This window comes from Paraburkholderia sp. CI2, from assembly GCF_014201055.1.
GTDB classification, from domain to species: Bacteria; Pseudomonadota; Gammaproteobacteria; order Burkholderiales; family Burkholderiaceae; genus Paraburkholderia; species Paraburkholderia tuberum.
Genome location: NZ_JACHDL010000020.1, coordinates 96305 through 123019, shown reverse-complemented (window position 1 = coordinate 123019; position 26715 = coordinate 96305). Strand labels below are relative to the sequence as shown.

General features: G+C 65.5%; 20 protein-coding genes and 2 pseudogenes. 9 read left to right on the top strand and 13 right to left on the bottom strand.

Features of this window, described 5'->3' with window-relative positions; translation table 11 throughout:
• Positions 1 to 264 precede the first annotated feature (264 nt).
• Together HDG32_RS36670 and HDG32_RS24990 are read left to right on the top strand one after the other, a co-directional pair.
• The gene (locus HDG32_RS36670; protein ID WP_260336586.1) at positions 265 to 1443 is read left to right on the top strand and encodes a HAMP domain-containing sensor histidine kinase; all 1179 of its coding nucleotides are present in this window, start codon (positions 265 to 267) and stop codon (positions 1441 to 1443) included.
• The gene (locus tag HDG32_RS24990) at positions 1335 to 1607 is read left to right on the top strand and encodes a response regulator (protein ID WP_260336589.1); all 273 of its coding nucleotides are present in this window, start codon (positions 1335 to 1337) and stop codon (positions 1605 to 1607) included. The genes HDG32_RS36670 and HDG32_RS24990 overlap by 109 nt, the downstream gene beginning before the upstream one ends.
• Before the next feature lie 31 nt (positions 1608 to 1638).
• Here HDG32_RS24990 and HDG32_RS24985 read toward each other — a convergent pair whose 3' ends face one another.
• Positions 1639 to 2391 carry a response regulator transcription factor gene (locus HDG32_RS24985; protein ID WP_184071530.1) on the bottom strand — a complete coding sequence of 251 codons (753 nt, stop codon included), beginning with the start codon at positions 2389 to 2391 and terminating at the stop codon, positions 1639 to 1641.
• A gap of 301 nt (positions 2392 to 2692) precedes the next feature.
• Here HDG32_RS24985 and HDG32_RS24980 point away from each other — a divergent pair.
• Positions 2693 to 3396, top strand: a pseudogene (locus HDG32_RS24980) (transposase).
• Here HDG32_RS24980 and HDG32_RS24975 read toward each other — a convergent pair.
• Complete coding sequence (locus tag HDG32_RS24975) at positions 3338 to 4666, bottom strand: IS110 family transposase (RefSeq protein WP_184071579.1); 1329 nt, start codon at positions 4664 to 4666, stop codon at positions 3338 to 3340. The pseudogene HDG32_RS24980 and the gene HDG32_RS24975 sit on opposite strands and share 59 nt — an antisense overlap.
• Before the next feature lie 474 nt (positions 4667 to 5140).
• Here HDG32_RS24975 and HDG32_RS24970 point away from each other — a divergent pair, with 474 nt between their 5' ends.
• Both HDG32_RS24970 and HDG32_RS24965 read left to right on the top strand, forming a co-directional pair.
• Positions 5141 to 6196, top strand: a complete 1056-nt coding sequence (locus HDG32_RS24970; RefSeq protein ID WP_184071528.1) for a Dyp-type peroxidase — start codon at positions 5141 to 5143, stop codon at positions 6194 to 6196.
• Positions 6189 to 6628: pseudogene (locus HDG32_RS24965) on the top strand (family 1 encapsulin nanocompartment shell protein); the annotation flags it as partial. The gene HDG32_RS24970 and the pseudogene HDG32_RS24965, both read left to right, overlap by 8 nt.
• Before the next feature lie 190 nt (positions 6629 to 6818).
• On the opposite strand, the gene HDG32_RS24960 reads toward HDG32_RS24965, so the two are convergent.
• The 3 genes from HDG32_RS24960 to HDG32_RS24950 form a co-directional block, all read right to left on the bottom strand.
• Positions 6819 to 7400 carry a YceI family protein gene (locus HDG32_RS24960; protein WP_184071527.1) on the bottom strand — a complete coding sequence of 194 codons (582 nt, stop codon included), beginning with the start codon at positions 7398 to 7400 and terminating at the stop codon, positions 6819 to 6821.
• Positions 7401 to 7448: 48 nt separating this feature from the next.
• Entirely contained in the window at positions 7449 to 8024 is a 576-nt protein-coding gene (locus HDG32_RS24955) for a YceI family protein (protein WP_184071525.1), read from the bottom strand.
• A 116-nt stretch (positions 8025 to 8140) separates the two neighbouring features.
• On the bottom strand, positions 8141 to 8704 hold the full coding sequence (locus HDG32_RS24950) for a cytochrome b (protein WP_184071523.1): 564 nt from the start codon (positions 8702 to 8704) through the stop codon (positions 8141 to 8143).
• A gap of 274 nt (positions 8705 to 8978) precedes the next feature.
• Between HDG32_RS24950 and HDG32_RS24945 the strand changes: the two genes are divergently transcribed.
• Positions 8979 to 10229 carry an arsenic transporter gene (locus HDG32_RS24945; protein ID WP_184071521.1) on the top strand — a complete coding sequence of 417 codons (1251 nt, stop codon included), beginning with the start codon at positions 8979 to 8981 and terminating at the stop codon, positions 10227 to 10229.
• Here HDG32_RS24945 and HDG32_RS24940 read toward each other — a convergent pair.
• Entirely contained in the window at positions 10218 to 10496 is a 279-nt protein-coding gene (locus tag HDG32_RS24940) for a hypothetical protein (RefSeq protein ID WP_184071519.1), read from the bottom strand. The genes HDG32_RS24945 and HDG32_RS24940 overlap by 12 nt on opposite strands.
• 316 nt (positions 10497 to 10812) lie before the next feature.
• On the bottom strand, positions 10813 to 11103 hold the full coding sequence (locus HDG32_RS24935; protein WP_184071517.1) for a hypothetical protein: 291 nt from the start codon (positions 11101 to 11103) through the stop codon (positions 10813 to 10815).
• 247 nt (positions 11104 to 11350) lie between these two features.
• Between HDG32_RS24935 and HDG32_RS24930 the strand changes: the two genes are divergently transcribed.
• The 3 genes from HDG32_RS24930 to HDG32_RS24920 are packed head-to-tail and all read left to right on the top strand — an operon-like array spanning position 11351 to position 13755.
• Complete coding sequence (locus HDG32_RS24930) at positions 11351 to 11644, top strand: EF-hand domain-containing protein (protein WP_184065271.1); 294 nt, start codon at positions 11351 to 11353, stop codon at positions 11642 to 11644.
• Between the two features lie 27 nt (positions 11645 to 11671).
• Positions 11672 to 12385 (top strand): response regulator, encoded by a 714-nt coding sequence (locus HDG32_RS24925; RefSeq protein WP_184071499.1) that lies wholly within the window; start codon positions 11672 to 11674, stop codon positions 12383 to 12385.
• Positions 12382 to 13755, top strand: coding sequence for an ATP-binding protein (locus HDG32_RS24920; protein WP_184071497.1), 1374 nt, complete (start codon positions 12382 to 12384; stop codon positions 13753 to 13755). The genes HDG32_RS24925 and HDG32_RS24920 overlap by 4 nt, the downstream gene beginning before the upstream one ends.
• Before the next feature lie 28 nt (positions 13756 to 13783).
• On the opposite strand, the gene HDG32_RS24915 is transcribed toward HDG32_RS24920, so the two are convergent.
• The 6 genes from HDG32_RS24915 to bcsB form a co-directional block, all read right to left on the bottom strand.
• Positions 13784 to 14050, bottom strand: coding sequence for a hypothetical protein (locus HDG32_RS24915; protein ID WP_184036397.1), 267 nt, complete (start codon positions 14048 to 14050; stop codon positions 13784 to 13786).
• A 155-nt stretch (positions 14051 to 14205) separates the two neighbouring features.
• Positions 14206 to 14532: a transposase gene (locus tag HDG32_RS24910; RefSeq protein WP_090806367.1), complete on the bottom strand. Its 327-nt coding sequence runs from the start codon at positions 14530 to 14532 to the stop codon at positions 14206 to 14208.
• Between the two features lie 205 nt (positions 14533 to 14737).
• Positions 14738 to 17398 carry a response regulator gene (locus HDG32_RS24905; RefSeq protein ID WP_184071495.1) on the bottom strand — a complete coding sequence of 887 codons (2661 nt, stop codon included), beginning with the start codon at positions 17396 to 17398 and terminating at the stop codon, positions 14738 to 14740.
• Between the two features lie 575 nt (positions 17399 to 17973).
• Positions 17974 to 22665, bottom strand: coding sequence for a cellulose synthase subunit BcsC-related outer membrane protein (locus HDG32_RS24900; protein ID WP_184071492.1), 4692 nt, complete (start codon positions 22663 to 22665; stop codon positions 17974 to 17976).
• Positions 22656 to 23843 carry a cellulose synthase complex periplasmic endoglucanase BcsZ gene (gene bcsZ / locus HDG32_RS24895; RefSeq protein ID WP_184071577.1) on the bottom strand — a complete coding sequence of 396 codons (1188 nt, stop codon included), beginning with the start codon at positions 23841 to 23843 and terminating at the stop codon, positions 22656 to 22658. The genes HDG32_RS24900 and bcsZ overlap by 10 nt, the downstream gene beginning before the upstream one ends.
• Positions 23844 to 24149: 306 nt before the next feature.
• A complete protein-coding gene (gene bcsB, locus HDG32_RS24890) occupies positions 24150 to 26714 on the bottom strand; it encodes a cellulose biosynthesis cyclic di-GMP-binding regulatory protein BcsB (RefSeq protein ID WP_184071490.1) in 2565 nt (854 codons plus the stop codon).
• Between the last annotated feature and the right edge of the window lies 1 nt (position 26715).

Sequence of the window (26715 nt, the reverse complement as noted above, 5' to 3'; positions counted from 1 at the left end):
CGACAGCCCACGCCGCCGACACCCACGTAGGTAGGCGAGCGCCCGAAATCGAGCTGCGAAAGATGTGGGAATCCGGAAGCAGACAGGCACATTCGTAGCACTACATTTGTGTGTTCGGACTCGAATGACGTCCTGCTATTCTGTTTGAATGTCACGCGGCCGTATCCGCGGACGGCGACATTCCTGATCGAGTATCGCCATGAGATCGTCGGGCCTCTGGGTGTGCGCAGGTTCAGATCGGCGGCTCAGGAACGTGCGTTCCGGATGGACTACGCGCAGCGCTTCTCCGGACAGCGAAGACTGGCCATCGCAATCTTCACCGCGTTATGGATCGTTTTTTCCATCCGTGATTTCGGGCGACTCGACATACTCGATCCCACCTACCTGCACCACAACGAACTCATTTTCGTGAGAACCGCTGCGGCGATCGGCATGGGCGTGGCCGTCCTGTTGTGGACCCCGCGCGCACTCGACGAACGCTGGGCCGTCGGGCTGCTCTGCATGTGGACGCTCAGCGCCTGGTTGGCCACCCTCAGAATGCTGCAGATCGTTGACCTCCCGTGGCATGAACACTATTCGATCCTGACGCTTACCCTGTTCACGATATTCATGGCTTTCCGGCTTCGGGCGATCACGGCAGCGTGGCTGGTCGGGCTTTGCGTCGCGAGCTACCTGCTCATGCTCTACCTCCAGCCTCCGGGCGAGAGGTTCGGCATGCACCTGTCGTCGGTGATTGCGCACGGCACGAGCGTGCCGCTGACATATGCCATCGGGCTGGTTGTCAGTATTCCCTTGGAACGTTCGGCAAGACGCGAATTCATGTATCAGCGCAACTTGCGCGCGGCCAAGGCGCGCGTCGAAGCTGCGTCGCGTGCAGTCAACGAACAGAACAAGCGCATGCAGGAACTCGTCAAGGAGAAGGAGCGGTTCTTTTCGTCGGCGTATCACGACATCCAGCAGCCGCTCGCCGCGATCAACCTTTTCATCCGCAGTGCCCGGACGAGGATCAGGGACGAACGCGCGGTGGAACGCGACCTCGACGTCATCCAGGAGACCGCGTCCGACATCCTCGACATGTTCAAGGACATCCAGGACTATAGCGAGTTGGGCTCGTATGTTCCCCGCCTGACGTCGGTCAATACGCCCAACCTGTTGACCGAGGTGCTCGAGCAATACCGGCAGACGGCCCAGTTGCGGGGAATCGATCTCAGACTCGCGCGGCGACGAGTGGCCCCGCCGTCCATCGAGACCGAGCGGTCACTCTTCAAGCGGGCCATATTCTCAACGGCACGTTCATGCTGCTGTGTGACGACGAACCAACCGTCCTCGAAGGCCTGCGACGCCTTTTCTCGAGCGCGGGCTCGCTTGTGCAGGCCGCGGAGTCGATGGCCGGGTTTGAAGCCATTCTCGCCGATGATAGCCGCATTCCCGATCTCATCGTGACCGATATCCGGCTGCGCGATGGGGCCTCCGGCAAGGAGGTTGCCGATCGGATCAGGCGTCACTTCGCGTGGGCGGGCGTTATTCCGGTCGCATTTATCACCGGCGAGTTACTCTCCGTTCAAGTGCTTCGCGACTTTCCGGAGCCATTCGTGCCGCTGCGCTAGTCCTCGGCACCGGAAGATCTGGTGGCGAATATCAGCCGGTTCGTTGCGGCCCATCGGAAGGCGAGTCTCGATCTCGCGAAGGATCAGTGACCGATAGCGTCCCGAGCGTTATGCCCTTGTCGGCCAGCATCACGATGAGTTCAGTGCGGCGCCGCAGGTTGAAGTGCGCAAGCAGATGACTGATGTACTTGCGCACTGTGATGTCTTCGAGCCCCATCTTCGACGCGATGGCTTTGGAAGGGAGCCCGCGTACGAGCCACGCAAGTGTTTCGTACTCACGCGGCGTGAGTCCAAGGAGCGGAGCGTCCCAAGGGTCGGCGCCGCCGTTCGTCGGCTGTGCTACTGCTGATTCGCGTGCCGGTGCCCCGGCGATGTCGATCGCGCGCCTCAGCCCGGCGATGCTCGCCGCGGGCAAGAACACGCCGCCTGAAAGCACGGCAACGATCGCGGCATGGAGTGCTTCGGGCGACGACGATTTCGGCACGTAGCCCATCGCGCGGAGTTCGAGGCATCGACCGACCGTCTCCATGCTTTCATCAGCCGATACGACGACCACGGGCAAGGACGATCGTGCGTCTTTCAACCGGACCAGCGCGTCGCAACCGTGCCCGTCAGGGAGTTCGAGGTCGAGAAAAACGATGTCTGGCTGCTCGGTCATCGCCAGATCGACTCCATGCGATAACGTATTCGCATGCAGCAGTTCGACATCCGGAAAAAGCTCCTTGATGAGCAGTCCGAGACCGGCTCTGAAGAGTTCGTGATCATCGACGAGCAGTACGCGCATCGCATCGTCTCCCGGCAACACATGCACATTCGTACGGATGAAGCAAGCGGCGTTCGAATTACAGCAATCGGCCACGGTGGCAGTATTCGAACGATCTTACACGCGGTTTGCCGTTGAGACCGGCCTATGTCACGCGATGCGAAAAGCGAACGAGTGTATCGGAGTCTGACTTCTTCCTGCTTGACTGGCTGGAACTGCTGATGGCGCACAATTCCAGCCGATCGCCTGTATCGGCGCTTGTCTTTCAAGGGTACTGTCACGTTGTTGGCAGGTTGACGGAGATCCGGCGACAATCTCTGATATGAAACGAGCCGCCCTGCAGCACGACGCACCTGCCACCGACACCATTTCCTATGCCGGCTACCGATTCCCGCCCGACGTGATCGGCTACGCGCTGTGGTTGTACTACCGTTTCCCATTAAGCCTGCGCATGGTCGAAGAACTGCTGGGCGCGCGCGGCATCGATCTGACCTACGAGACGGTGCGGCGCTGGTCGGTGAGGTTTGGCCTGGGCATTGCCCGGCGTATTCGCTCTACCGCGTTGGCCCGCGGCGATAAGTGGCACCTCGACGAAGTGGTGGTCACCATCAACGGCAAGAAGCACTGGTTGTGGCGTGCGGTGGACCAGCACGGCGCGCCCCGCGTGTACTGATCACCGACAAGCTCAAGAGCTACGCCGCAGCGAACAAGGATCTGGGGTTGAACGTCGAACACCGCCAGCACAAAGGATTGAACAACCGGGCGGAGAACTCGCACCAGCCAACGCGGATACGCGAGAAAGTGATGCGCCGCTTCAAGTCAGTGCGTCAACTACAACGATTCGCTTCGGTCCATGATCAGGTGGGCAACCTGTCGCGCGAACGTGACAACGCCCTGCGAAGGCAATATAGTGAGCCGGTGCGACGGCGAACCCTCTCAAGAAACAAAAGCTATTCGGCGGTAGCTTTTACGTTGTCACCGGAACTGATTCAAGGCGGAACCCAAGCTTGGCGGCGCGACGTTTGAGGGCAGCGATACTTCGTTGGTGTTGCTGCTCTTCGTAGCGCTGCTGCCCTTGATCGACGAAGGCCTCGCCGCGAGTAAGCATGAAGTACACCATGCGCGCGAGCTTGTGTGCGACTGCGGTGTTGGCGCGCGGCTTGTCCATGCGGGCGCACAGGCGGCGGTAAAACGCGCCCAGCGCCGAGTCGCTATGGGAAAGGGTCATGGCCGCCATCTTGAGCGCCTGCCGCGCCCGGTTGGCCGAGCGCTTCGTGGCCGAGGACAATACCTTGCCGCCGCTGATCTTTGTGCCGGGTGTCAGCCCCAGCCACGAACAGAATTGCTTGACGCTGGCAAAGCGGCTCAGGTCCGGGCCGATCTCGGACAGCAGTGTCAGGACGGTGGACACACCCAAGCCGTTGATGCGTGTGAGATCGACGCCCGCCCAGTTGGCGAGTCTCTGCCGCTCGTTAAAGTTGATTCGCAGCCTGGTGCCGGCCTTCGGCGCCTTGCCCAGGTCGACGTGGTGCCCGCCACGCTCGTCCACCAGCGTCTGCAGGCGGGTATCGCATTCGCCAAGATGACGGGCAAGGTCGTCGTACATCGCCAGCGCCTGCTTGAGCACAAACAGGTGCTCCTCGCGCCAGTTGCCTGTTAATGCACGCGCGATATCGTCGGCGCTGCGCCTGATCCGGCCGTGACGAAAGCGGGCCAGCACCTTCGGATCGCGTTCGCCCGCGACGATGGCGCGGATGATCGCCTGTCCCGTCGTCCCCATGATGTCGCTCAGCACCTCGGTAAGCTGGATATTCATCTGCACCAGCGCTTTCTGCATGCGCTGCACCCAGCTGCCCTGTTCAGTGAGCAGCACCTCGCGCTGGCGTGCCACCGCGCGCACCACGCAGACCTCGTCGCCGGGGCGCCAGGCCGCCCGCAGCAGCCCCAGGCTCATCAGCTTCTGCAGCCACTGGCAGTCCTGCACGTCGCTCTTGCGGCCCGGTACGTACTTCATCTGCCGCGCGTCAACCAGCCACACCGCCAGCCCGCGCCGCTCCAGCACCTCGTACACCGGTATCCAGTAGGTTCCGGTCGATTCGAGTGCCACCGTATCGACACCGCACGCCAGCAACCAGTCGGCCATCGCGTTCAGATCGTCGGTCATCGTGCCGAATTCTCGCACCGGCCCATCGTCCGCGGTCCTGGGTACCGCTACCCAGTGGCTCGAACTACCTATATCGATTCCCGCTGCGTTCGGAAACACTTCGGGACCGTCTTCCCGCTTGCGCATTGCCATCGTTTGTCTCGCGATCGTTGATGAATGGCAGCGCCATGGGAAGCGTCGTATAGGACTCGATCTCTCAAACGGGATGCGGCTCGCGCCGCTCGCCACTGTCACCGACGATTCCCGGACCATGCTGAGTGCCGGGCTCGCTTCACGACGCTTGCCAACGTCGTAAGCTCGCACCAATGGGTTTTCGGTCATCGCGGCGCTGCTGACCACGTTATAGCCCATCGCCATCGCAACATCGTTTCTTCAGGAACACCGTACCCGGCACGGGTTTGGGACGCTGAGTATTCGTTGACGAGCGCAAGCGCACCCGCGGACTCGAAGCTAAAGCGGCAAACGTCCAGGCGTTTGGGTCGACCATGTGCGCACGGGGCGAGGCTTGCTTGGGTGACGAAATCCAGCATTATTTCGAGTCCATCGCGGTCCCGCCGTTGCATGAATGCCGTCATGACTCCCTTGGCGTAATCAAATAAATTTCAGATGCCCAACAACGACACTCCCGAACCACAAGCCGTCTGTGATCCGATTTCCCGAAGTGCGATCTTCCTCACACTCACGGTAGCGCGCGGCGAAGGCCAAGCCGACACCGTGCGTGAATGGTGCGGCGACATTGCCGCGCTGGTCCGCGCGGTCGGCACACGCGCGCCTACCGCTAACCTTTCTTGCGTGTGCGGCTTCGGTTCCGAAGCGTGGGATTTTCTTTTCGGCGCGCCGCGTCCCGCGTCGCTGCATCCTTTCATCGAGGTCGGATCGGGCGAGCGCCGCGCCATTGCCACACCCGGAGACATCCTGCTGCATATCCGCGCGGATCACTTGGATCTATGCTTCGAGCTCGCGTCACAGTTGCTCATCAAACTGGGCGACGCCGTCACGGTCGTCGACGAGGTGCAGGGTTTTCGCTACTTCGACCTGCGCGACATGGTGGGCTTCGTCGACGGCACGGAGAATCCATCAGGGAGAAGCGCCCCGAACCACACGATCATCGGCGAGGAGGATTCGGAATTCGCGGGCGGCAGCTATGTGATTGTGCAGAAGTACTTTCACAATATGGATGCATGGGATGGCCTGACGGTGGAGCAACAGGAAAAGATCATCGGGCGCAAGAAGCTGTCCGACGTCGAACTAGACGCGGCTGTGAAGCCCTCGTGCTCGCATAGCTCGCTCACGACCATCGATGAGAACGGCCAGGAGATCAAGATCCTGCGGCACAACATGGCCTTCGGCCGTCCTGGCGCAAAGGAGTTTGGGACATACTTCATCGGCTATGCGCGCACGCCCGCGCCGATCGAGCAGATGATGGAAAACATGTTCGTCGGTCGCCCGCCGGGCAATTACGACCGATTGCTCGACTACAGCCGCGCAGTGACGGGAGGTCTCTTCTTCGTGCCGTCCGCCGATCTGCTCGATGCGCTCCCGGACAGAGGCTCTGCGGCGGCGTCGACGTCATCTCAGCCGTCCAGCACGCCATCAAACGAAACAAGCCGCAGAGGAACATTGAACATCGGCTCACTTAAAGGAACTTCACAATATGAATAACCTGCATCGCGAGCTTGCGCCGATTTCCGAGGACGCATGGGAACAGATGGAAGCCGAAGTGGCGCGCGCCTTCAAGCGCTCCGTCGCGGGGCGGCGCGTCGTGGAGGTGAAAAGCCCGGGGCGGCACGGCCCTGGCGGCCATCGGCACGGGGCACCAGACGAGCGTCGCGGCGCCGAGGAAAGGCGTGTCGGCGAAGCTCTACGAAGTCAAGCAATTGGTGCAGCTGAGCATGCCGTTCACGCTGCAGCGCGAGGCGATCGATAGCGTGGAGCGCGGCTCGAACGACGGCGACTGGCAGCCCGCGAAGACCGCCGCGAGCGAGCTGACACTCGCCGAGGACAGCGCAGTCTTCGAAGCTGCGGCTCGCGGGCGTTGACGGCCCATACTCCGTGCTGCTTGGGGCGGATGCCAGAGGTGGCCTCGCGAATTCGGACAGTCGGCTAAGTGGACGGGCCGGGGCCTGAGCCAGCGGTAATGCTGGCAAAGGATAATTGTCTCGCACCACCGCCCGTTGAATATCATCGAGCCCTCTGGGCATCGCAGGATGCGATGCGCGTCGCACGCGCCGGCGCAGCCCGCGATCCAGTAGTTCGGCGCCCGGCCGTGCCGGGCGTGACGCGCTTACTGCTTGACGCCTTCGGCCTGGATATGCAGCGTGGTCTTCATGTTGAAGCCGTACGCCTTGCCGAAGTCGATGCCGAAATCGTCGCGATTGAACGTCGCGACCGATTCGGTGCCGCACACTTCGCGCTTCAGAACCGGGTGCTGGATGCACTTGAACGATTCGATCTTCAGGTTGACCGGTTTCGTGACGCCGTGCAGCGTCAGCGTGCCGATCACTTCGACCGGCTTGTCGCCGTCGAAGCGGATCTGCGTGCCCTTGTAGGTCGCGGTCGGGAACTTCGCGGTGTCGAAGAACTTGTCGCCGACCAGTTCCTCGTTGAGCTTGTCGTTGCCGATGCCGACCGAGGTCAGGTCGATCGTCGCCTCGACCGTGCCGGTCTTCGCCGCGCGATCGAGCACGACGGTGCCGCTGCTTTTCTGGAACTTGCCGCGCCAGATCGACAGGCCGCCGAAGTGGTCGGTCTCGAAGCTCGGCGACGTGTGCGTCGGATCGAGCAGGTAGGTTTCGGCGGCGGCCATCGCGTTGAACGAGCATGCAGCGGCGAGCGCGCCGGCGGCGAGCAGGAAGGATTGCTTCAAGGTGGACTCCAGAGGTCGAAGGGTAAGGCGGTGCTGCGGCGTTGTGGGTTATTTGTTCGCCGCGACCAGATGAAATTTGATGACGACTTCGTCGGCGACCACCGACGTGTCTTTCCATTCGCCGGTGCCGACGTCGAACTGCGTGCGCTTGATCGGCAGCGAGCCGTCGAAAGTTTGCGTGGCGCCCTGGCTCGCGATCACGACCGGCACGACGACCGTTTGCGATTTGCCTTTGATCGTCAGCTTGCCGGTCACCTTGTACTGGTTGCCGCCAGCCGGCGCGATCGAGCTCGACACGAAGGTCGCGCTCGGGAAGGCGCCGCTGTCGAACCATTCCTTGCCTTGCGCCTGCTTGTTGTAGTCGTCGGCGCCGAGGTCGTAGCTCGCGGTGTCGATCGACACGTTCGCGCTGCCCGCAGCCGGCTTCGCCGGATCGAAATTCAGTTGCGCGGAGAACTTCCTGAACTTGCCGTCGACGGGCACGTTCATCTGTTTGGTCGTGGCGATGACGCTGCTTTTCGCGAGGTCGACGTCGGCGTGCGCGAGGTTTGCGCCGAGCAGCGCAAGCGCCGCGAAAGAAGCGAGCGTCGCGCGACGAGCGGAGAGATAAAAGGGTGTCTTCATGATGGTACGCATCCTATCCGAGCTTCGCGGCCTGATTGCACACCGCGAGGAATTTGATTGCCAACCAGTCGTAACCAATCGACAGGAGTTATGGCTTTCTTCAAGCTGTCGTATCGTTATGCGCGGGTCTTCAGAAACGGCACCATGCGCGCGAGCAATCCGTCGCGATCGATGAACTGATGCTTGAGCGCCGCGAGCATGTGCATCAGCACGAGCGCGAGCAGAGTGTAATTGAGCAGCACGTGTACCGTGCGCAGCGTGGCCTTCAGCGCCTGATCGGGACCGATTATCGTCGGCAGCGGCAGGATGCCCAGATACACGACCTGAATGCCGGCCGCCGAGCTGTAGAAGTAGCCGGACAGCGGAATCGCGAGCATCAGCAGATACAGCAGACCGTGCACCAGATGCGCGGCGGCCTTCTGCCACGCGGGCGTCGCGGCATCGAGTTCGGGCGCGCGATGCGTCGCGCGCCACAGCACCCGCAGCAGCGCCAGCGCGAACACGGTCACGCCAATCCATTTGTGCCACGAGAAGTACTTGAGCTTCGTCGGCGTGAAGCCGGGGATATCGGTCATGATCCAGCCGATGTAGAAGCCGCAGATCATCAGCGCGGCGACCAGCCAGTGCAGCGCGATCGCCGCGCCGTGGTAGCGCGTGGGAGCGCAAGCGTGTGTTTGCATCGTGTTCTATCCGTTGCTCGCGAGAAGCCGCGTGAGAATGCGGATAGTAGGGATGCCCATTCAAACTGAATAGGCGGGTGGGCGGGAACAGATCGTTGTCGCGGTGATGTTAATCGTGTCGAGAGGTATGCGCGCAGAAAGGTCCGCGCATGAAGGCACGCACACTGCTATGGAGCGCTCGCCGTGGTACCGCTGTGGTAATTTGTTGCCCCGAACAACACGGTTGCGCGCTTTGCGCAGCCACGGACATAACCCATTATCCGGGCGTTAAGCCGTGAATTCCGTTTTTCTTTCCTGGAGTATTGCCGCGCTCGCTACCGCCGGCGTGATCACACGGCCGTTCAAATGGCCCGAAGCCGTGTGGGCCGTCGCCGGCGCGGTGCTGCTCGTCGCCCTCGGCCTATTGCCCTTGCATCTCGCGGTCGAAGCGATCGGCAAGGGCACCGACGTCTATCTGTTCCTGTTCGGCATGATGCTGCTATCCGAAGTCGGCCGCCGCGAAGGGCTGTTCGACTGGGTCGCGGTGCTCGCTGTCAATCATGCGCGCAGTTCGCCGCGCAAGCTGTTCGTGCTCGTGTATCTGTTCGGCGTGGTGATCACCGCGTTTCTTTCCAACGACGCCACCGCCGTCGTGCTGACGCCCGCCGTGTTCGCGGCGGCGAAGAAAGCGAAGACACCGCCGCTGCCGCTGCTGTTCGTCTGCGCGTTCGTCGCCAATGCGGCAAGCTTCGTGTTGCCGATTTCGAATCCGGCCAACATCGTGCTGTACGGCAATCACACGCCGCCGCTGGGACCGTGGATGCTGCGCTTCACGCTGCCGTCGGTGCTGTCGATTGCCGCGACCTTCGTGATGCTGCGCTGGACGCAACGCGAGGCGCTCGCTGGCGTCTGCGAGGCAAATCTCGACGCGGTCGAGCTGTCGGCGAGCGGGCGCGTCGCGCTCGCGGGCATCGCGGTGACGGCCGGCGCGCTGCTGACGGTCTCCGCCTACGACATCCAGCTCGGCCTGCCGACCGCGATCCTCGGCACGCTGACCGCGCTCGTCGTGCTGATCAAGGAGCGCAGATCGCCGCTGCCGATGATGCGCGAAATTTCGTGGAACGTGTTGCCGCTCGTCGCCGGGCTGTTCGTGCTGGTCGAGATGCTCGATCACACCGGTGTGATCAACATGTTCGCGGGTGCGTTGCGCCGCGCGACCGAACACAACGAAATGGAAGCGGCCGGGTGGGCCGGCGCGAGCGTCGCGTTCCTCAGCAATCTGATCAACAACCTGCCGGCCGGCTTGATCGCGAGTTCGACCGTGATGCAGGCGCATAGCCCCGAGCGCGTGATCGACGCGCTGTTGATCGGCGTCGACCTCGGGCCGAACCTGTCGATCACCGGCTCGCTCGCGACGATCCTGTGGCTCAACGCGATTCGCCGCGAAGGCGAAGACGTCAGCTTCATGAAGTTTCTGAAAGTCGGCGCGCTGGTGATGGTGCCCGCGCTCGTGCTGGCGCTTGGGGCACGGATATTAACTGGCTGAACGGATGCCGGACCCGCCCGCCATCAGCGGGCTTGTGCAGGAACCGACGCGCGTCGCGCCGGCGAGCTCGTCCAGTCGCGCGCCGACCGAGCGCAGCCTTGCTTCGAGGTGGGCGACGCGCTGGCGTTGCGCGGGCACCATCGACGAACGGTTCAACGCATGCAGCCGACGATGCCAGTACGACAGCGGAAAACGGTCGCGCCCAGAAAGTGCGTTGAAAACGACTTCGAGGTGGGCGATTTCCTTGTCGATATCTTGGTAGCTCATCACAAAGGTCCAGGAAAGAAGGTGGGATAGGGGCGCGCGAACCTGACAGGGATCGCAAGGTCCGTTCCATCCCGCCTATATGTAGTCAATATCAGCCGTGCCGGCGCAGAGCGCCACATCGAGCGCGCGCCTGGCGCCGTGCGCGTTGGTAAGAAGCGGCAAACTCCATGCAAGCTTTACGCGGCACTCCACCTTTCAACGGGACAACGGGAATTCACCAGGCGTGCCCGCGAGGCGCGTGTCCTATGCTGAGTCAACGGCGTGGGCCGGTCTCGGGGCGATCGAAACCGCCCGCGCGACGGCCCGGCGCGCGCTTTCAACGCGGCGCGATCACGAGCGGTTGCGCATAGCTGACCGTCGGCGCGGGCACCACCGCATAGTTGAGCGCGGGCGGCGCCGCGACGATGGTCGCGGCCGCCACTGGCACGTCGACAGGCGGTGCCGATACATACACGGGATTGACCGGCACCGGGTAGTAGACCGGCCGCGGCGGCGGCGCGTAGACCACGGCGGCGGGCAGATACACGACGACTCGCGCGTAGGCAGCGGAAGAACAGGCGAGACCGATGGCGGTGAAAGTCGAGGCGCAGGCGAGACGGATAGTCATTTGGGACTCCTGATACGTGAATGCCGACGAACGGCAGACGGAACGATACGCAGCAGGCCCGCAAAACGAAACCGCGAACTCATTTCATTCGATGTCACGCTGCAGCGGCACCCGGCGCCGTGACATGATTCGACATGATTCTCGAATTGCGATCGCGCGGCGTCTGACCAACAATTCGGCCTGTCATCGAAACGGCTCGCGGCACCCAGGCAGGCGACGGTCGATGTTCCAACCGAAGGAGTCAGTCATGAAGAAGTTGCTCGCCACCGTGCTGCTGTGCTGCGCGTCCACCGTCGCGTTCGCTCAGGCCGCCGCGCCGCAAGGTATCAGCCAGCAGCGGATGGAGCGCATGGAGCAGCAGTTGCAAACGCGTTTTTCAAGCGCGAACACCACCCACGACGGCAAGCTGACGCGCGACCAGGCAGCGGCCGGCATGCCGCTGCTCGCGCGTCATTTCGACGAGATCGACACGCAGAAGGCCGGCTACATCACGCTCCCGCAGATCGAGGCATTCATGCAGGAACGCGGGGCCGCACACTGAGCGGCTCGGTTATCGAGGAGCTTTCGGATGGAACGCCCCGCCAGGATCATCGTGCTCGACGACGAAGCCGAATTGCGCAACATGCTGCTGCGCTTTCTGCGCGGTCATGGCTTCGACGTGCGCGCGGCCGAGGACGGCAAGCGCCTGAATCGCTACCTGGAGCGCGAGCCGTTCGACCTGCTGATACTCGATCTGATGATCGGCGAAGAGGACGGCCTCGAGATCTGCGCGAAGCTGCGCGCTCAAGGGCAGACCTTGCCGATCCTGATGTTGACGGCGAAGGGCGATCCGCTCGATCGCGTGACCGGCCTCGAAACCGGCGCCGACGACTACCTCGCGAAACCGTTTCTGCCGCGCGAACTGGTGGCGCGAATCAATGCGTTGCTGCGCCGCCAGAAGATGGCCGCGGGCGACCTCACGCTGACGTCGCAGTGCGTGCGTTTCGGCGACTTCACGCTCGACATCGGCAAGCAGGAGCTGTCGCGCGCGGGCGAGCCGCTCGAGATTCATTCCGCGCAGATGCTGCTGCTGGTCGCGCTCGCGTCGTCGCCGAATCGCGCGGTGAGCCGCGACAACCTGCTCGCGCGTGCGCGAGGGCGCGACCATGACGCGCTCGATCGCAGCATCGACGTACAGGTGCTGCGGCTGAGGCAGATCGTCGAGGACGATCCGTCGAAGCCGCGTTTCATTCGCACCGTCTGGGGCGTCGGCTATATGCTCGTCGCCGATCTCGAATCATGATGCGCTCACTGTCGCGCGCACTGCTGCCGCGCACGCTGCTCGCGCGCAATATCGCGCTGTTGATCGCGCTCGTGATGCTGAGCCAGATCTGCTCGATCGCCGTGCTGCTGCATTACGTGCAGCGGCCACGCGTCGAACGCGCGGCGGCCGTGTTCGCGACCTACGTGACGACGCTCGACAACCTGCTCGCGGCCACTCCGCCCGCCTCGCGCGCGGCGCTGACCGCGCGTCTCGACGCGCGCGAGCAGTTGCCGCCCGAAGCGACCGACACACCGCCGCACGATCTGTTGCATGTGTACAGCACCTATCAGCACGGCGTTTTCGTCGACAGCCTGCAGAAGCATCTGCCCGCCGATATGCCCGTGCGGTGGCAGACCGAGGGCGGGCAGCGGCTGTGGATTCGCATGCATGCGCCGGCTGCCGGGTCCGACCACGCGGCCGGTTCGTTGGCCAGCGCGCCATACTGGATCGCGCTGCCGGTTCCCGAGGACGCGCAGGGCAGCGGCCTCGAAGCGGCGATCTTCCTGTCGTTGGGTCTCGGCGTGCTCGCCGCGCTCGCCGGCTACGCGATCCAGCTGCACCTGAACGAACCATTGCACGAGCTCACGCAAGCGGCGCGGCGCGTCAGCGCCGGCGACCTGCCCGCGCCGCTGCCGACCGACGGCCCCGCCGAAATCGCCGCCGTGAGCAGCGCTTTCAATCAGATGACGCGCGCGTTACAGGACGCCGAAGCGACGCGCGCGTTGATGCTCGCGGGCATCTCGCACGACATCCGCACGCCGTTGACGAAGCTGCGCCTGTCGATGGCGATGGCGATGCCGCAGGGGGCCGACAGCAGTTTCGTCATCGCCGCCGAATCGTATCTCGATCAGATCGAGACGATTCTGCAGCAGTTCATGGATTACGCGGGCAGCGGCGAGCGCGAGGAAGCGCAGCCCGGCGATCTGAATGCGCTGATCGAACGGCTCGCGGGCGACTTCGCGGGGCTCGGGCACGAGTTCGACCTGTCGTTGGGCAGCTTGCCGGCCGTTCGATATCGGCCGATCAGCATGATGCGGCTGCTGATGAATCTGATGCAGAACGCGATCGTCTACGGCGGCAGCGGGCTTGCGGTGCGCACGTGGGCGACGCAGGACGCGGTCACGGTTGCGGTCGGCGATCGCGGTAAAGGTTTGACGGCGGAGGAGTTGGAGAAGCTGAAGGCGCCGTTCCAGCGCGGCCGCAATGCGCGTGCGCGTAGCGGCGGCACGGGGCTGGGGCTGTCGATCGTCGATCGGATCGCGCGGCTGCACGGCGGCGGCCTGCAGTTTCATCCGCGCGACGGCGGCGGCCTCGAAGTGTGGGTCGTATTGCCGGTCGAGGCGGCATGATGGGATGAGGCGGTGGCGTTCTTGCCGCTCACTCGCGATCGAGCCACGCGTCGAGCCCGACCCGAAACGCAACGCCCGCGATGACCGGCACCGTCAGCATCAGGATGATGCCGAAGTTCGGGATCTCGTCGCCGTACATGATCGGGTTGTACAGCACGACGCCCGACACGATCGTGAACATCACGACGCCAATGGCGACCATCAGGAGATTGCGCACGGACATGGACAGCGTCTTGCGCTTCGGCTTGTCCGTCGTGTCGTGAGCGCCGGGTGCTTCGTCGTGTTGGGCAGGCATGATGGTTCTCGTGGCAAAAAATGCGGCATCGGAAGCGGGTGCGGAGGGCACCGCGCCCGGCATCATACCCGCACCCGCGCGGCTGATGCAGATCGGGGCCGCGCCGTTGCGGTACTCACCCTTACCAACAATATATGCCATTCCAGGCCGCGATTTCAGGCGTCGGCAGTCGACCCCGCCGGAGGCGCCGAATCCGCGCGAGACGCCGATGCAAGCGCGCAACCGCTCAGGCCGAGCTCGTCGAGAATCGCGCTCATCAAGCCCGTGCGGCGCCATTGCAGCCACCTGATGTAGCACGTCTGCGACGGCGGAAACGTGCCGGGCAGCCGATGCCATTTCTCGTTGCGCGTGACGACCCACAGAATCGCGTCCAGGATCTCGCGCGGAGGACGCGCGGGCCGGCCCAGACGTTTCTTCGGGTCCTGCTTGAACAGATGACTGATGCGCGCCCAGGCGTCATCGGAAAGAGGAAGATCTAGCATGCCGCGAACACCTGACTGACCGGTTTATGTCGATCTTACGGTTTGGGCGGTTCCTTCTAATTCCGGATTTACGCGGGGTTTGGCCCGCTGAACCGCGGATTGCTTCGCGTCCGATGATGCTAGCGTTGCTCTCCTGACCTTCATCTGCGACGCGCCGGGGATTACCGCGACCACGTTGAAGGAGCTGACGCTGATCTCTTCGGCCCTAGGACGCCGCCTCGGTGTGGTCGAGCCATTGCGCGAACTCGTGTCGCAACTGCGCGATATCGAGCGGCTTGCCGAGTAGCCGTGCACCCGGAATCGCCGCCCCGATCTCCGCGCTGCGACCGTAGCCCGACACCAGCAGCACGCGTATCTCCGGCTGCACGCGCCGCACCGCGCGCGCGAGTTCGTGGCCGGACATGCCGGGCAGCGTGAGGTCGGTCAACAGTACGTCGTAGCGCTGCGTGTTCGCGAGCGGCAACGCTGCTTCCGCGCTCGCGACCGCGGTGCAAGCGAGGCCTAACGCGCCGAGCAGTTCGCCGAGCGCCTCGCGCGATTCGGTGTCGTCCTCGACGAACAGCACTCGCGCGGCTTCGTGGGCCGCACGCGGCTGGATCGGCTTGTGCGGCTTTTTCTTCGGCTCTTTGTTCGACGCTTTCCGCGGGCCCTTCGCAGTGGCGCACGGGTTGGCGCTTTCGTACGCGGCGGGCGGCACGCATGCGGCGATCCGCGCTTCGCGCATCCCGGCCGCGTGGTCCGCGCGCGCGGCGCCCGCGCGTAGAACGTTACGCACCAGACGGGCAAGATCGTCGCGCCGGTACGGCTTCGACAGCAGCGTGATACCCGCGTCGAGCTTGCCGTGGTGGACGATTTCGTCGCGCGTATAGCCCGACGTGAACAGCGTAGGCAGCGGCGGCGTGCGCGCGGCCGCGCGTTGCGCGAGCTCGACGCTCTTCAGCTTGCCGGGTATCACGACGTCGGTGAACAGCAGATCGATCGGCACGTCGCTGTCGATGAATTCGAGCGCCGCGTCCCCGTTCGACGCGGTCAGCACCTTGTAGCCGAGCTGCGCGAGCATTTCGACCGCGGTCAGCCGCACGTCGGCATCGTCCTCGACGACGAGTATCGTTTCGCCGCCCCCGACCGATGCCGCGGTGCCATCGACGGTCTCCGGCGTCTCCGCCTCGCAGCAGCGCGGAAAGAACAGCGACACCGTGGTGCCGTATCCCACTTCGCTTTCTATCGACACATGCCCGCCGCTTTGCCGCGCGAAGCCGAACACCATGGACAGGCCAAGGCCGGTGCCGTGGCCGTCGGGTTTGGTCGTGAAGAACGGCTCGAACACGCGTTGTAGCACTTCGGGCGGCATGCCCGAGCCGGTGTCGGCAACCGAGAACTCGACGTATTCGCCGGGCGACAACTCCGGCTTGCCGCGGCAGAACGCGGCGTCGAGCGTGCGGTTGGTCGCGCGCACGGTCAGCACGCCGTCGGCGCGCATCGCGTCGCGCGCATTGATCGCGAGATTGAGCAGCGCGTTTTCGAGCTGGTTGCGGTCGACCTGCACGTTCCACAGATCGTCGCTGAGCACCGTGTCGATCCGCACCGTTTCGCCGAGCGCGCGATGCAGCATCTCGCTCATGCCGGTCAGCAGGCGGCGCGGATTCAGCACGGTCGGCGACAGCGGCTGACGCCGCGCGAACGCGAGCAGATGCGCGGCGAGCTTCGCGCCGCGTTTGACGGCATCGGTCGCGGCGGATAGACGCCGCTGCGTGACCGGGTCGTCGTCGGCGTCGGCCGCGAGCATCTGCAGATTGCCGTTGATCACCTGCAGTACGTTGTTGAAGTCGTGCGCGACGCCGCCCGTCAGGCTGCCGATCGCTTCCATCTTCTGCGCCTGGCGCAGCTGTTCCTCGGCGAGCGCGCGCGCCGCGATCGAATCGGCGACGCGCTGCTCGAGCGTTTCGGTCAACTGAAGAAGCTGCTGTTCGGCGATCTTGCGCTCGTGAATGTCGATCAGCACGCCCGGAAAGCGCGTCGGTTCGCCGTGTTCATCGAACTGGCAGCGGCCGTTCGCCTGTACCCACATATAGCCGCCGTCAGGCCGCCGGATTCGGTACTCGGCGCGAAACGGCTCGCCGCTGCGGATCGCTTCGGCGGTCAGGCGGTCGTTGAGCGCCTGGTCGTCGGGGTGGATCATCTGCGTCACGGCATCGCGCGCGACGCCCTTCGACGCTTTGTCGCGTGCAAACAGGAAGGTCCGCGCGAAGCGTTCGTCGCCCGTGACCTCGCCGGTGCGCACGTCGAGCACCCAGGTGCCGAGCACCGCGCCGGTGTTCAGAGCGAGCTGCAGGCGTTCGTTGGTCTCGTGCAATTCGGTTTCGGCTTGCTGGCGCATCCGCTCGGTCAGCACGCGCCCGGTGGTCTCGACGACCATCGCGAGCACACCGGCCGGCGCGCCGCTGTCGCCCGCGACAGGGCTGTAGTACAGATCCATCCACACGTCTTCCGGCTTGCCGTCGCGCAGCAGCATGAGCGCCTTGTCGCGATACGACAGCGTGCCGCCCGCGAGGCAGGTGACCATCACGTGATGGTTGAAATCGGCGACTTCGGGCCAGCCCTCTTCGACCGGACGGCCGAGCAGATACGGATGCCGCCCGCCCGCGAAGACCGCATAGGCGTCGTTGTAGATCATGTAGCCGGGCTCGCCCCACAACAGCACGAGCGGCACCGGCGAGGCGAGCATCATCTGGACCGTCGAGGTCAGACTGCGCTGCCAGTTTTCGATCGCGCCGAGGGTGGTGGCGCGCCAGTCGAATTCGCTGATGCGTCGCGCCATCTCGCCGCGCCAGCCAGCGCAGCCGCAGTCTTGTGCCGGAAAAGGCATGCAGCGCTCCACGTGAAATCACGTCGAAAATGATTGGCTCTTGACCGAAGCTTCGAGGGTTCGCGCGCGTTGCACAGCCTCGCGAATCCCAAATATTGTAGGGCACAACGCCTTATCGTTGATGCATCGCAGACGCTATTCGGGGTTTTGCCGGGTAAGCACCCGTGTCCGAAACCGTACCAATTTGGCACCTCGTTCGATGCGCGGGCAACATTTACCGCGAGGCGCATTTGCTGCGCGGCGAAAGCGGAAGAAGCGCCCGCATTTCAGGCGGTGGCTCGATACCTTCGCGTAGGGCGTGGTCGTGCCCACGGTCAGGTGCGAATCGTGCTCTCGTCCCCGATTCCTGCGCGAGCTTCGAACTTCAACGGAACGCACCGTACGATGGCGAAGGAAAACATCACACGATATCCACACCCCAAACCCGCCGTCGAGCTCGTGAGCAGCCACGAGGCCGGCTATCTCGAGCATGGCCGGCGCTATGCGATGGAGTGCGAACGAAAGTGAGGGCGGGGGGCGCCGAGGCTTGCGATTCATCGAATGCAAGCCGCGACCTCATCCAACGAGTGCGTCCGTCAGTTGGACAGCGACAGATACTGCGACGTCAACGGCACCGGCGGGAACGGCTGCAAGCCGGTCTGCTTGTTGAAGCTGTAGCGCACGTACACGGCCGCGAGCCACTCGCGATATTCATAGGCATTGCCGAGCGACGCGGTCGCCCCGACCGCGAGCTGCGGCGCGAGCTGATATTCACCGACGCCGCTGATCGAATACGACACGCCGGTCTTGCTCTGACCCGGGTAGACGGCGGTCAGACCGTTGCCGAGGGATTGCGCGGCGGCGGCCGCGTCACCTTGCCGCGTCGAGCCGTCGTTCAGCGGGAAGTAGTTCGACGCATCCTCGCGATAATGCTGCACGCCGATCGAACCCTTCACGTCATATGTAAACAGGCCCGCGCGGCCCGACCATTCGACCGGCAGATTCAGGATCACGTACTGCTGCGGACTGAAGTAGCCGCCCTGGCCGTAAGTGAAGTACGACAGATTGCGGTTGTAGCCCATGATCGTCGTGTTCACGCCGACCGTCAGCGTCTGGTCGGCGTCTTTCAGCAGACGCGTGTAGACGCCGCCACCACCCTTGATCGCGTTGTTGCCCGGCACGTTGGTGCCCATGTAGTGCTGATACGACGCGTTCACGTACAGGCCGCTCGTGCCGTCGTCCCAGCTGAGGCTGGCAAGCGCGCCGTTCGACGTGACGCCGCCCCATTCGAGGCCGGCGGCCGCATCGCGCGCGCCCGCGTACGACAGCAGGCTGTCCGTCACCGCGCGTCGCGCGACCGCGATCGAGTACGAGACCTTGTCGGTGATGCCGCCGTTGTATTGCGCGCCACCGACGATGTTGGTCTCGCGCAAGCCGATCGGCGTCACGCCGATATCGCCGCTGATGCTGCGGCTGTCATAGCCGACGGACAGGCCCACACCGCTCGCGGTCTGGCTGCCGTAGTTGTTGGTGCCGTTCTGCGCCGCCGATTTCGACGACGCGGTCGAAAGCCCCGCGCCGAAGCGCGCGAGCGTCGACGTGCTGTTCGACGCGGTGCCTGCGTCGAGCGTGACCGGGGTCGCGGTCACGACCACGTGACCGTTGCCCGCCTTGATACGCCCCTGAATCGGCGCCTCGATGTCGGTGAGCGACGACAGTCCGTCCTCGCCGACTCGATTGCGGAAGATCAGGCCGCCCGACACGGTGCTCGACTGCTCGCGATTGACCTGCGCAAGCTCCTCGGCGACGCCGAGCGTCTGCGCGTTCGCGACGTTCGACTGCGGGTTGTTCTGCGCGTTGCTGCCGGGCGGGTAGTACGGTTGCGCGTAGCCGGCCGGCGGTTGCGGAATGTACGGCTGCTGCGCGTAGTAGCCCTGGTTCGGGTAAGGCTGCGGTTGATAGGGCTGTTGCGGCGGGTACGGCTGATACGGCTGCGCGTAGCCCTGCTGCTGCGGATACGGCGGCGGCTGCGCGTAGACCGGCGCGGGTTGGCTCGTTTTCGCCGTGCTCTTCTTTGTGCTCTTCTGCGTGCTCGTGCGTGTCGATCCGTACGGCAGCGCCGTCGTCGACGCGGCGTTGGCCTGCGCTTGGCGCGCGGCTGGCGACATAGGCCACGGTGTGGCCGCATAGCCGTCCTGCGTGCCGTAGGGCTGCTGCCCGTACGCTGGTTGCCCGTATGCCGGCTGTCCGTACGCCGGTTGCTGCGGATACGCTTGCTGCTGCGCATAGGGCTGCTGCTGCGTATAGCCCGCGTCGTACTGCTGCCGCGGCGTCGGCTGCCCGGGCGCCTGACCTTGCCCCGGATAAGGCTGCAACGGCGCGCCCGACTGGCTCGAGCCGTTGGATTCCTGTCCGTAGCCGCCGACCTCGGCGGCGGAGCGGGGCGCTCCGTACGGTGCGGCGACCGGCGCGGGCTGTGCGGCAGGCGCGTTATAAGGCGTCGCGGCGGGCGCCGTATAGGGCGCGACATACGGCGCGGGCTGAAGGGGCGGCGGATAGTTCGGCACGGTCTGCGTCGGCGAGGAAGACTGCGTATTCAGGAACGGAAGCGCGGGACGCGCGGCATTGTCGGCGACGCCCGAAGGGACGATCGCCGTTTTGCCTTCGAATGGATTGGTGCCCGGCAGCGGCGTCGCGCCGATCTGGCTCATCGCCGCTTCCCAGCCGCGCGGCACGTTGGTGCCTGCGTTGCGGGGCGCGTTCGCCGCCAGCGGCGTGTTGGCCGCGACCAGCGAGCGTTGCAGATAGGTCGACGCGAGCGACAGCTTGCCCTGGGCGCGATACATGCGCCCCACGGTCGCGAGCACGCCCGGGTCGTTGGGCGCGAGGGCGAGCGCCTGGTTCGCGAGCGTTTCGGCGTAGCTGAACTGCTTCGCGCCGGTCGCAGCCGAGATCGCCGCCTGCAGCAGATTCAGATCGTCGGGGCGGCGCTGCAGCGCGACACGGAAGCTCGTGAGCGCGTTGCGGTCGTCCCCCGCGCTCGCATACATGCGGCCGAGCGCGGCTTGCAGGTCGGGGTTGTCGGGCATCGCGGCGAGCCACGGCGCGATCACGTCGTAGGCGCTCGCGAGATCGCCGCGCAGGCGTACCGCGTCGGCTTGTCGGATGACGATGCCGAGATTCAGGTTGTTGAAGTCAGTGCGCTGCTGCGGCGTCAGTTGCATGCCTTGCAACTGGCGCATCACGGCGCCGAGCTCGGCCTGCTGGTTGGCCGCGGACAGAATGCTCGCGTATTGCAGCAGCAGATCGGTGTTGCCGGGCGCCGCGCTCATCGCGCCGCGCACGAGTGCGAGCGCGCGGGTCGGATCGCCGGCCTGCTGGTACGCGCCGGCGATCACGCCGATCAGCTCGGGGTTGTTGCCGGCCACCGGCTCGGCGGCGCGCAACGTCGCGATGGCCTGCTGCGTCTGGCCGTTCTTCGCCATGCGCGTCGCGAGGTCGGCCTGCCGATGCACCCACAGCCGATGCTGCAACGTCGTCATCGCATCGGTGCGCTGCGCGGGCGCAATACGGTCGAGCTGCGCGAGACCGGTCGACCAGTCCTGCGTTTCCGCCGACAGCAGCGCGCTCGCGTACAGCGCATCGGTCATGTCCGGATGCGTGGCGAGCAGACCGTCCATCATGCTGCGCGCATTCGCGACCGCGCCCTGGCGCACGTAGATGCGCGCGAGGTCGAGCCGCAGCCACGGATCGTCGGGCTTGTTTAGCAGCGCGTCTTCGAACAGGCTGCGCGCGCTGCCGAGATCGCCGCGCGCTTCGGCCGCGCGCGCCTGCGCTGCCTGCGCGTCGCCGCGCAAACGGTCGATGCCGCCGACCTTCGCCTGTTGCTGCGCGTTCAGCTGATTGGCGAACTGCAGCGCCTCGTCGGCACGGCCCTGCGCGGCGAGCGCACCGACGAGGCCGCGAATCGCGTCCGGGTTGTCGGCCTGGCGGCGCAGTGCCATCCGGTATGCCTGCTCGGCGCCGGCCGGGTCGCCGGTCGTGAGCAGCATTTCACCGAGCTGCACCTGGGCGGTCACGTCGGACGGATTCAGCGCGATCGCGCGCTCGAACAGTGCCTTCGCCTTCGCGAACTCGCCATTGCTGCGCGCGCCGATCGCTTCGCTGGTGTAGGTCCAGTAGGTCGCGCTGTCGAGCGCGGTTTTCCAGCGCGCCGGATTCGGTCCGCGCGAGGCACGCTCGAGGTAGTTGCGCGCCTCGGCGAAACGCTCCTGCTTCAGCGCGGCGATGCCCATGCCGCCGAGCGCGTCGGTATCGTTAGGACTGTTCGCGAGTACCGACGAGAACCTGGCGCGCGCGCTCACGAGGTCGTCGCGGTCGAGCGCGGCGAAGCCGTCGGCGATCACGCGGCCGCGCGCGTCGGCGGCGGCGTTTTCCTGCGCGCGGGCGCGCGCCGCGCTGCCCTGCTGCACCATCGATTCGAAGCGCGCCTTCACGGCGGCATCTTCGCCGGCGGTCTGGAAGTACGACTCGTACAGCGCGGCGTCCGAGGGCCGCGCGTCGAGCCACAGCAGCGCCTGGCGCCAGCTCTTTTTCGCCGCCGCACCGACCGAGGTGTCGCCGGCGAGCTTTTGCAGCCGCGCGATACCGTCGCGCCGCGTGACGTCGCGATAGGTCAGATGCTGCGCGTACGCGAGTGCGAAACGCGGGTCGTTGGGGTTGTCGTGGGCGAGCTGTTCGAGGCCGCGGCGTGCTTCGTCCCAGCCCTGCGGCGTCGCCGACAGCGCCTGGTAATACTCGAGCTGCAACTGGGGCGTGGCGGGCTTGCCGGCCAGCGCGCGCTGATACTCCTGCGCCGCGCTCGCGCTCTGACCGGCTTGCGCGAGCCGTCGCGCCTCGCTGATGGTCTGGTCGCGCGGGCTCGTTTCGCCAAGGCGGCGGCCGAGCTCATCGAGATTCGGATAATTCGGCGCGACCGCCTTCAGCCGCGCGAGGTACTGCTGCGCGCCGGCGCCGTCCTTGCGGTCGGCCAGCACCATGCCCATGCCGAACAGGGCGTCGGGCTGCTTCGGATCGATGCTGAGCACCTTCTGCCAGGCCTGCTCGGCGAGGTCGCCGCGCTGATGCGACTGCCAGTACTTGCCCTGATCGATCAGCACGGTCAGCGGATCTTTGCTCGCCTGCGCGAGCGCATCGGGGGCGGCCGCGGCCGCGCACAAGACCGCGCCGACGGACAGCGCGATATGCAGCGCGATATGCAGCGACCCGGCGAGGGCGTTCAATCGCATGCGGTCCTCCAGGCGGGCACGAGACCGCCGGCTTCATCGAAGCGATAGCGGCCATCGATGAACCCCGTGCCGAACAGACCCAACACACGATCGTAGTACACCGGTTCACGGCCCGGAACGTTCGCGTCGAGCGCGGCGAGCCGCGTGCGCGCGAGGCCGAGTCCGTGCTCGTCGCCCAGCGTCTTGAAGTATGGCGCGAGCGCGCCCCAATAGCTGAGCGGGCCTTCGCCGCTCGACGCGCCGGTGGTCGACGACACCTTCTCCGGCGGGAAGCCGTTCTGCGCGACCTTCGCGCGCATGCCGCCGAGCGCGCCGAGCCACGGCTTCGCGAGCGGATCGGCGAGCGAAGCGAGGCCGGCCCACAGATAGACGCGGATCGCATCGTAGCTGCCGACGTCGCCGTTCTTCGGATCGACGACGAACCGACCGTTCTGCCACGCCGCCCAGTCAGGCGCGAAGCCTTGCGGCGACACGGTTTTGACGAACTGATAAGCGTTGTCGGCGAGCTTGGTCCACGGGCCGTCCGGCACCTCGTGCGCGAGCGCGCGCAACACCGGCAGCGGCAGATAGCTCGGATTCAGACGCGTGACGTTGCCGTTCCTGAAGCCCTGCGCCCCCGGCAGCAGCATCGGCCCGAGGCCAGATAGATTCGCGACTTCGTCGCGCGCGATGCGCTCGGCGAGTGCCTGGCCCAGTTGCGTGTAGGCGGGGCTGTGCCACAGGCGGCCGGCCTGCAGCAGATCGTAGGCGATCCACAGGTCGGAATCCGATGCCGAATTCGGATCGAGCACGCCGTACGAGCCGTCCGGCTTCTTGCCCCATTGCCATGCGGGCAGCCGCAGGTTCTGGGCGTCGAACTGGTTGCCCGCGAGATTCGCGCGGGTCCAGCCGAGCAGCTTGTCGAAGGTCGCGCGGTCGTTGGCGACCAGCGCGAAAAAGAGCGCGTAGGACTGGCCTTCCGAGGTGGTCTGCTGGGCCGGCGTCGAGTAGTCGATCACGCGGCCGTCGGCCTGGACGAAGCGTTGCACGAAGCTTTGCCAGGCGACCCAGTCGCCGCATGCAGCGCCGTTCTGCGCGGCCTGAGCGGCGCCGCTCAAACCCGGCAGACTGGCCGACGCCGTCATGCCGATACCGAGCGCCAGCGCAAAAGTGGTTCTTCTGTCGATCCGAAACCGCATACGAGTCATAGCCGTTCCATTAGGGTCTGTTTACATATGGAACGCACGTGCGTTGCCGCGAGAAGGGCCGCTCGCAAGGACTGCGACGCCGCGAATACTCGACGTATTCGCAAGGAGCATGACGCAGCGAGCGGCCCTTCTCGCGGCAACCCCATTTGCCTGGATTTCATTTCAGGGGAATGCCCGCTATCGGCCGCATGGCGGCGTCGCGCGTCGCTCACGTGGCGCGGCCACGCAGCGCTCCTTACTCCTTGCCCTGCGGCCGATAGCGGGCATTCGCACGTGCGTTCCATATGTAAACAGACCCTAGTCCTTCAGTCGACGCGCGGCGATCGCGCGAAGGGTCCGGTAGCACAAGGCCGCGATGATCAGCGCGGCGAGCACGCCGCCGAGCAACAGCAGCAGCGGATGCGACGACAGTGCCCAGCGCAGATACTCCTGCGGCGACAGACGGCCCACGTAGTATGCGGTGCCGTTCGACGTGATGGTGACGGCGCGGCCATGGATCACGGCCATCGCGCCTTGAATCTTCGGCAGCACGTCGGCGTCGAGCAGCGCGGCGGACAGATCGGCATCCGACGGGCCGGCCGCGCTGATCAGCGCAACCGCGCTGCGGCCTCGCTGCAGCGGCGACTCGAAGCCGGTTAGCAGCGCCGCGCCGTTCGAGCTGACCATCGTCAGATCGGCACGCGCGGGCGTGCGCTCGACGCCGCGCTCGCCGTGCCACCAGTCCCGCAGCTTGAACACCAGGTCGGTGAGCTGGAACGTGTGCGCGGCGCCGTCGCTGGAGAACGGCATCGACTTCGACCAGCGCTGCAACAGCGGCTGCTTGCCAGGCGCGCCGAACACCAGCAGGTCCTTGTCGGCGAGGCGCTCGACGTCGGCCGCATGAGCGACGGTCACGCCGGAGACCGGATAGCCGGTCGATTCGCCCATCCGGCCCATCGTCAGCAGATACAGGCTGTAGTCGCTCGCGTCCGGGTCGTCCGGCAGCACGACGGCGGTCTCGGAGAGGTCCGCCATCCGCGTGAACGGAAAGCCGCTGTTGGCGAACGCGGCCAGATCGGGCAGCGCCATGTAGTGCGGGAACGACGACAGGTCGATCGTCGAGTTCGGATCGATCGCGCCGACCACGTTCTGCAGCAGGCGGCCCGCGCATTCGCCGGTGTTCGGGATGTCGTAGTAGAAGTGCAGCCGCAGCTGTGTGCGCGGCGTCATCAGCAGCGGCGGGATGCGGATGTTGCGGCGCGCGTCGGCGGTGCCGTCGGGCATGATTAGGTTGAAGTAGCGGCTCAGGTCGAACACCGACGCAGGGCGCGCCGGAATCGGCAGCGCCTGCACGAAGCCGTTGTTCACGCCGATGTTCAGCGACGAGCGGTCGCGCGCCGGCCGCACCGTGTAGCGGTAGCGCAGATCGATCGGCACGCCGCGCGTGTGCCACATGAACAGATCGGGCGGCACCCGCATGTTGATGCGCACCGCGTCGGCGTCGTAGCCGAACACGGTCAGGTCTTTCGGATCGGCTAGCTCGCCGAAGCGCACCGCGCGGTCGGTCGGCAGCCAGTTCGGCGCGTCGTACGGCACGCGCGGCGTAATTTCGTTCAGCGACGTGATCGTGGCGCTCGCGCCGGACAGCGCGCTATGGCCGATCCCGAGCGACCTCGCGGCGGTCTTCAGCTCGGCCTCGTTGCGGCCGAGCACGAGCAGCAGCTTGCCGCGCGCGTTCGCGTCGCGCTCGACCACCGCGATGGTCGGCCCGGTGATCTCGGGAATCGTCACGCCGGCCGGATGCTGGTCGCTGGTCGCGAACACGACCGCGTTGCCCGACAGCGGCGCGTTGTCGAGCTGGGTGGGAAACACCGCGCCGCGGTAGCCGGCGAGCGAGCCGAACCACGACGCGACGATGCCGGCGGCTTCGAGCGTGCCGTTGCCCGGCTTCTGCGCGAGCACGAACGGCAGCTCGAGGCGGCGCACGTCGCGGCGGTCGAAGAACGGCTGCGGCAGCGCGGCCAGCTCCGCCTTCGTCGCGAGCGACGAGTAGGTCAGGTCGAGCGAGCTCGCGTTGCTGATCGTCGCCCACAGCGACGAGTTGGCGGGGTCTTCGCAGGCCGTCGTGTAGTGGCCGATCAGCTGCAGGTTCAGGTGGTTGAAGTCGGTGATGAAGCGCGGATCGATCGTGATCTCGCGCGCGACCAGCATGCCGGCCTGCTCGTGCGGCAGCGGCAGGGTCGCCGCGACTTCGCCGTTGACCAGCACCTTCAGCTGCGACAGGTTCGCCAACAGCGCGGGCGAATAACTGTAGATCAGATGCAGCGTCGCGCCGGTCACGACCTCGTCGCCGCGCACCGAGAAGGCGATGCCGTTCTGTCCGTCGACGCCGCGCAATTGCAGCGGGTCGAGCGCGCCGAAGTCGGCGAACGTCAGCGTCTGGCGGCGGCCTCCGGGCACCAGCGTGCCGGGCTCGGCGGTGGCCGGCGTGCGCATGCCGAGCGCCTTCACCGACGCCGCCGCGAGCGCGGGCGTCGGCGTGGCGAGCTGGCCCTGGGCGATCGCGTTCGGATCGAACGGCACCGCCGCGCTCGGCGCGGGCACGTTGCCGACACCGGTCGCGACTTGCGGGGTTTGCGGCGCGCCGGCGGGTGCCGCCGCGTCCGACGCCGGTTTGGCCGCGGCGGCGGCAGGGGTGGCCGCTTCAGCGAGCGGCACTAACGACGCCAGCGCGGTCTGCAGCGCGAGCCAGCAGGCGACGCCGCGCATGATTCGCCGCGAGTGTCGCAAGCCGTGACAAGCAAACAGGCGCGATTGGGGTCCAGTGCTGTTGCGCCCGTGTGCCGGGCGTTCGATATTGTCCTTGGCCATCCGGTAGCCCATA

Bases quoted from the DNA above. Each gene is read 5' to 3' on its own strand.
- HDG32_RS36670 (WP_260336586.1), top strand. From the start codon at position 265: ATGGACTACGCGCAGCGCTTCTCCGGACAGCGAAGACTGGCCATCGCA.
- HDG32_RS24950 (WP_184071523.1), bottom strand. From the start codon at position 8,704: ATGCAAACACACGCTTGCGCTCCCACGCGCTACCACGGCGCGGCGATC.
- HDG32_RS24935 (WP_184071517.1), bottom strand. From the start codon at position 11,103: ATGACTATCCGTCTCGCCTGCGCCTCGACTTTCACCGCCATCGGTCTC.
- HDG32_RS24925 (WP_184071499.1), top strand. From the start codon at position 11,672: ATGGAACGCCCCGCCAGGATCATCGTGCTCGACGACGAAGCCGAATTG.
- HDG32_RS24970 (WP_184071528.1), top strand. From the start codon at position 5,141: ATGCCCAACAACGACACTCCCGAACCACAAGCCGTCTGTGATCCGATT.
- bcsB (WP_184071490.1), bottom strand. From the start codon at position 26,714: ATGGGCTACCGGATGGCCAAGGACAATATCGAACGCCCGGCACACGGG.
- HDG32_RS24910 (WP_090806367.1), bottom strand. From the start codon at position 14,532: ATGCTAGATCTTCCTCTTTCCGATGACGCCTGGGCGCGCATCAGTCAT.
- HDG32_RS24940 (WP_184071519.1), bottom strand. From the start codon at position 10,496: ATGAGCTACCAAGATATCGACAAGGAAATCGCCCACCTCGAAGTCGTT.
- HDG32_RS24920 (WP_184071497.1), top strand. From the start codon at position 12,382: ATGATGCGCTCACTGTCGCGCGCACTGCTGCCGCGCACGCTGCTCGCG.
- HDG32_RS24985 (WP_184071530.1), bottom strand. From the start codon at position 2,391: ATGCGCGTACTGCTCGTCGATGATCACGAACTCTTCAGAGCCGGTCTC.
- HDG32_RS24955 (WP_184071525.1), bottom strand. From the start codon at position 8,024: ATGAAGACACCCTTTTATCTCTCCGCTCGTCGCGCGACGCTCGCTTCT.
- HDG32_RS24930 (WP_184065271.1), top strand. From the start codon at position 11,351: ATGAAGAAGTTGCTCGCCACCGTGCTGCTGTGCTGCGCGTCCACCGTC.
- HDG32_RS24975 (WP_184071579.1), bottom strand. From the start codon at position 4,666: ATGGCAATGCGCAAGCGGGAAGACGGTCCCGAAGTGTTTCCGAACGCA.
- HDG32_RS24915 (WP_184036397.1), bottom strand. From the start codon at position 14,050: ATGCCTGCCCAACACGACGAAGCACCCGGCGCTCACGACACGACGGAC.
- HDG32_RS24900 (WP_184071492.1), bottom strand. From the start codon at position 22,665: ATGCGATTGAACGCCCTCGCCGGGTCGCTGCATATCGCGCTGCATATC.
- bcsZ (WP_184071577.1), bottom strand. From the start codon at position 23,843: ATGCGGTTTCGGATCGACAGAAGAACCACTTTTGCGCTGGCGCTCGGT.
- HDG32_RS24905 (WP_184071495.1), bottom strand. From the start codon at position 17,398: ATGCCTTTTCCGGCACAAGACTGCGGCTGCGCTGGCTGGCGCGGCGAG.